At 54.2% G+C, this 4,912-nt stretch carries 4 protein-coding genes and 1 pseudogene; 3 read left to right on the plus strand and 2 right to left on the minus strand.

Annotation, left to right across the window (positions count from 1 at the left end; all coding sequences use genetic code 11):
* Window positions 1-239: 239 nt before the first annotated feature.
* The 3 genes and pseudogenes from AC6CWS_RS26250 to AC6CWS_RS26260 all read left to right on the plus strand — a co-directional run.
* The gene (locus tag AC6CWS_RS26250) at window positions 240-797 is read left to right on the plus strand and encodes a recombinase family protein (protein ID WP_001235713.1); all 558 of its coding nucleotides are present in this window, start codon (window positions 240-242) and stop codon (window positions 795-797) included.
* Window positions 798-979: 182 nt separating this feature from the next.
* A complete protein-coding gene (locus AC6CWS_RS26255; protein WP_000027057.1) occupies window positions 980-1,840 on the plus strand; it encodes a broad-spectrum class A beta-lactamase TEM-1 in 861 nt (286 codons plus the stop codon).
* Window positions 1,841-1,986: 146 nt separating this feature from the next.
* Window positions 1,987-3,402: pseudogene (locus AC6CWS_RS26260) on the plus strand (IS91-like element ISCR2 family transposase); the annotation flags it as partial.
* Window positions 3,403-3,577: 175 nt separating this feature from the next.
* Here the strand turns inward: AC6CWS_RS26260 and AC6CWS_RS26265 are convergent.
* Both AC6CWS_RS26265 and sul2 read right to left on the minus strand, forming a co-directional pair.
* The gene (locus AC6CWS_RS26265; RefSeq protein ID WP_000251875.1) at window positions 3,578-3,880 is read right to left on the minus strand and encodes a phosphoglucosamine mutase; all 303 of its coding nucleotides are present in this window, start codon (window positions 3,878-3,880) and stop codon (window positions 3,578-3,580) included.
* 86 nt (window positions 3,881-3,966) lie between these two features.
* On the minus strand, window positions 3,967-4,782 hold the full coding sequence (gene sul2, locus AC6CWS_RS26270) for a sulfonamide-resistant dihydropteroate synthase Sul2 (protein WP_001043260.1): 816 nt from the start codon (window positions 4,780-4,782) through the stop codon (window positions 3,967-3,969).
* Window positions 4,783-4,912 lie beyond the last annotated feature (130 nt).

The following is a 4,912-nucleotide window of genomic DNA, read 5'->3' on the forward strand; positions in this document are numbered from 1 at the left end:
GCTGAAGCTCATCCGGTTCACCGGTGAATCTGCCATAGCTTTCAGTCTGCTCAGTGGTCAGAAAGTCAATGGGCATATCGGCCTCCCTGCCTGACGGGCATTTAGTAACATTTTTCCAACCGTACGAAATGTTATAAATTATCGGACATCGTAAAACTGTTACATTAATATGTCTATTAAATCGTAAATTTGTAATAATAGACATGAGTTGTCCGATATTCGATTTAAGGTACATTTTTATGCGACTTTTTGGTTACGCTCGGGTCTCAACCAGTCAGCAGTCTCTTGATCTTCAGGTCAGAGCACTCAAAGACGCAGGTGTGAAAGCAAACCGTATATTTACCGATAAGGCATCCGGCAGTTCAACAGACCGGGAAGGGCTGGATTTGCTGAGGATGAAGGTGGAGGAAGGTGATGTCATTCTGGTTAAGAAGCTCGACCGTCTTGGCCGCGACACTGCCGATATGATCCAACTGATAAAGGAATTTGACGCTCAGGGCGTGGCAGTCCGGTTCATTGATGACGGGATCAGTACCGACGGTGATATGGGGCAAATGGTGGTCACCATCCTGTCGGCTGTGGCACAGGCTGAACGCCGGAGGATCCTAGAACGCACGAATGAGGGCCGACAGGAAGCAAAGCTGAAAGGAATCAAATTTGGCCGCAGGCGTACCGTGGACAGGAACGTCGTGCTGACGCTTCATCAGAAGGGCACTGGTGCAACGGAAATTGCTCATCAGCTCAGTATTGCCCGCTCCACGGTTTATAAAATTCTTGAAGACGAAAGGGCCTCGTGATACGCCTATTTTTATAGGTTAATGTCATGATAATAATGGTTTCTTAGACGTCAGGTGGCACTTTTCGGGGAAATGTGCGCGGAACCCCTATTTGTTTATTTTTCTAAATACATTCAAATATGTATCCGCTCATGAGACAATAACCCTGGTAAATGCTTCAATAATATTGAAAAAGGAAGAGTATGAGTATTCAACATTTTCGTGTCGCCCTTATTCCCTTTTTTGCGGCATTTTGCCTTCCTGTTTTTGCTCACCCAGAAACGCTGGTGAAAGTAAAAGATGCTGAAGATCAGTTGGGTGCACGAGTGGGTTACATCGAACTGGATCTCAACAGCGGTAAGATCCTTGAGAGTTTTCGCCCCGAAGAACGTTTTCCAATGATGAGCACTTTTAAAGTTCTGCTATGTGGTGCGGTATTATCCCGTGTTGACGCCGGGCAAGAGCAACTCGGTCGCCGCATACACTATTCTCAGAATGACTTGGTTGAGTACTCACCAGTCACAGAAAAGCATCTTACGGATGGCATGACAGTAAGAGAATTATGCAGTGCTGCCATAACCATGAGTGATAACACTGCTGCCAACTTACTTCTGACAACGATCGGAGGACCGAAGGAGCTAACCGCTTTTTTGCACAACATGGGGGATCATGTAACTCGCCTTGATCGTTGGGAACCGGAGCTGAATGAAGCCATACCAAACGACGAGCGTGACACCACGATGCCTGCAGCAATGGCAACAACGTTGCGCAAACTATTAACTGGCGAACTACTTACTCTAGCTTCCCGGCAACAATTAATAGACTGGATGGAGGCGGATAAAGTTGCAGGACCACTTCTGCGCTCGGCCCTTCCGGCTGGCTGGTTTATTGCTGATAAATCTGGAGCCGGTGAGCGTGGGTCTCGCGGTATCATTGCAGCACTGGGGCCAGATGGTAAGCCCTCCCGTATCGTAGTTATCTACACGACGGGGAGTCAGGCAACTATGGATGAACGAAATAGACAGATCGCTGAGATAGGTGCCTCACTGATTAAGCATTGGTAACTGTCAGACCAAGTTTACTCATATATACTTTAGATTGATTTAAAACTTCATTTTTAATTTAAAAGGATCTAGGTGAAGATCCTTTTTGATAATCTCATGACCAAAATCCCTTAACGTGAGTTTTCGTTCCACTGAGCGTCAGACCCCTTCTCTATCAGATCGTTGACGAGTATTACCCGGCATTCGCTGCGCTTATGGCAGAGCAGGGAAAGGAATTGCCGGGCTATGTGCAACGGGAATTTGAAGAATTTCTCCAATGCGGGCGGCTGGAGCATGGCTTTCTACGGGTTCGCTGCGAGTCTTGCCACGCCGAGCACCTGGTCGCTTTCAGCTGTAAGCGTCGCGGTTTCTGCCCGAGCTGTGGGGCGCGGCGGATGGCCGAAAGTGCCGCCTTGCTGGTTGATGAAGTACTGCCTGAACAACCCATGCGTCAGTGGGTGTTGAGCTTCCCGTTTCAGCTGCGTTTCCTGTTTGCCAGCCGGCCCGAGATCATGGGGTGGGTGCTGGGCATCGTTTACCGCGTCATTGCCACGCACCTGGTCAAGAAAGCGGGCCATACCCACCAAGTGGCCAAGACGGGCGCGGTCACCCTGATCCAGCGTTTTGGATCGGCGCTCAATCTGAATGTTCACTTCCACATGCTGTTTCTCGACGGTGTGTATGTCGAGCAATCCCACGGCTCAGCGCGTTTCCGCTGGGTCAAGGCGCCGACCAGCCCAGAGCTCACCCAGCTGACGCACACCATCGCCCACCGGGTGGGTCGCTATCTGGAACGGCAAGGCCTGCTGGAACGGGATGTCGAAAACAGCTATCTGGCCTCGGATGCGGTGGATGACGACCCGATGACACCCCTGCTGGGGCACTCGATCACTTACCGTATCGCTGTCGGTTCACAGGCGGGGCGAAAGGTGTTCACTTTGCAAACTCTGCCGACCAGTGGTGATCCGTTCGGTGACGGGATTGGCAAGGTAGCCGGGTCCAGCCTGCACGCCGGCGTGGCGGCCAGGGCCGATGAACGCAAGAAGCTCGAACGGCTGTGCCGGTACATCAGCCGCCCGGCGGTATCCGAGAAGCGGCTGTCGTTAACACGAGGCGGCAACGTGCGCTACCAGCTCAAGACGCCGTACCGGGACGGCACCACGCACGTCATTTTCGAACCATTGGATTTCATTGCAAGGCTGGCCGCCCTGGTACCGAAGCCCAGAGTCAACCTAACCCGCTTCCACGGGGTGTTCGCACCCAACAGTCGGCACCGGGCGTTGGTCACGCCGGCAAAACGGGGCAGGGGCAACAAGGTCAGGGTGGCTGATGAACCGGCAACACCAGCACAACGGCGAGCGTCGATGACATGGGCGCAACGGCTCAAGCGTGTTTTCAATATCGACATCGAGACCTGCAGCGGCTGCGGCGGCGCCATGAAAGTCATCGCCTGCATTGAAGACCCTATAGTGATCAAGCAGATCCTTGATCACCTGAAGCACAAAGCCGAAACCAGCGGGACCAGGGCGTTACCCGAAAGCCGGGCGCCACCGGCTGAGCTGCTCCTGGGTCTGTTTGACTGACGAGCCTGAAGGCCAACGATACCAATCAAAATGCTGCGTTCACAGCGCCGCGGCAGGGATCCGCCGTGCTGGTTGTCGGAAAAGGAGCCGCTAGTGGGAAAGAGGAGGGTAAATTTTCAGCGTTGCTGGCTCCCCGTCAGCCGGATTGGGTTGCATCGCAGGGGTGTCGAAAGAGTCAACTGCGGTCCAAAGCTGTTGGACTTGGGTGAAAAGGGCGTTTATTCTTCCTATACGTTGTCGGCAGCGGGCCAAAAAGGAATACGTCCATGCCCATCGAGGTGAAACCGGCTGTGAGCGCGGGTTCAAGCATATAGCCCGACAGGCGCGTATCCTTGCCGATCACGACACGATGGCGGTGGTCACCGCGACGAAAGACACGGCCAGCCGCCATGCCGACGCGCAAGGCGGTTTCCGCCGTCATCGCGCCTTCGTTGGCTTTGCCACGAATACCGTCTGTGCCGAAATATTTGCGCACCATAAGGTCGATTATCCTGTCGTCGGGTCGCCCTCAAAGGGGACATGCCTGCTGAACCGCGAATATAGAGAAATATCCCGAATGTGCAGTTAACGAATTCTTGCGGTTTCTTTCAGCGCCGCCAATACCGCCAGCCCGTCGCGCAAGGGGCGCGGCTCGTGTGTGCGGATGAAGTCAGCTCCACCTGCGGCGGCGGCAAGCTCTGCAGCGAGTGTCGCGGCCCCGACATCCCCCGGACCACGGCCTGTGAGCGCGCGCAGAAAGGATTTGCGCGAAACAGACAGAAGCACCGGCAAATCGAAGCGCAGCCGCAATTCATCGAACCGCGCCAGCACCGAGAGCGAGGTTTCGGGAGCAGCCCCCAGAAAAAACCCCATGCCGGGATCAAGGACAAGGCGGTTGCGTTTGATACCGGCACCCGTCAGCGCCGCGATGCGCGCGTCAAAGAACGCCGCAATGTGATCCATGATGTCGCCAGCGGGTGCCTCGCGCCGATCTGCCTGCCCGTCTTGCACCGAATGCATAACGACGAGTTTGGCAGATGATTTCGCCAATTGCGGATAGAACGCAGCGTCTGGAAAACCGCGAATATCATTGAGATAGGCCACACCACGCGACAAGGCATAGGCTTGCGTCGCGGGTTGATAACTGTCGAGCGAGACGGGAATGCCATCTGCCTTGAGCGCGTCCAGCACCGGCGCGATACGCGCGATTTCTGTGTCGGACGAAACAGGCGCGGCGTCGGGATTGCTGGATGCCGGACCGAGGTCGATCACATCTGCCCCCTCGGCCATCAGCTTACGCGCCTGCGCAATGGCTGCGTCTGGCGCCAGATACCGGCCTCCATCGGAGAAACTGTCCGAGGTTATGTTGACGATGCCGAAAATGATGAGCGATTTATTCATGGGGGCTTCTATAATAATAATAATCGAGCATGAGTCTCATACGGATGCTCGGGTCGAAAGGGAATCCCCAGGCGAGTAACCTGTTTGCGGTGATCCATTAGCTGCAGGAGCAGAATAGCATACATCTGGA

This window comes from Klebsiella sp. M041 (assembly GCF_059759695.1).

Coding starts and splice junctions, on each gene's coding strand:
- AC6CWS_RS26250 (WP_001235713.1), top strand. CDS start 240: ATGCGACTTTTTGGTTACGCTCGGGTCTCAACCAGTCAGCAGTCTCTT.
- AC6CWS_RS26255 (WP_000027057.1), top strand. CDS start 980: ATGAGTATTCAACATTTTCGTGTCGCCCTTATTCCCTTTTTTGCGGCA.
- AC6CWS_RS26265 (WP_000251875.1), bottom strand. CDS start 3,880: ATGGTGCGCAAATATTTCGGCACAGACGGTATTCGTGGCAAAGCCAAC.
- sul2 (WP_001043260.1), bottom strand. CDS start 4,782: ATGAATAAATCGCTCATCATTTTCGGCATCGTCAACATAACCTCGGAC.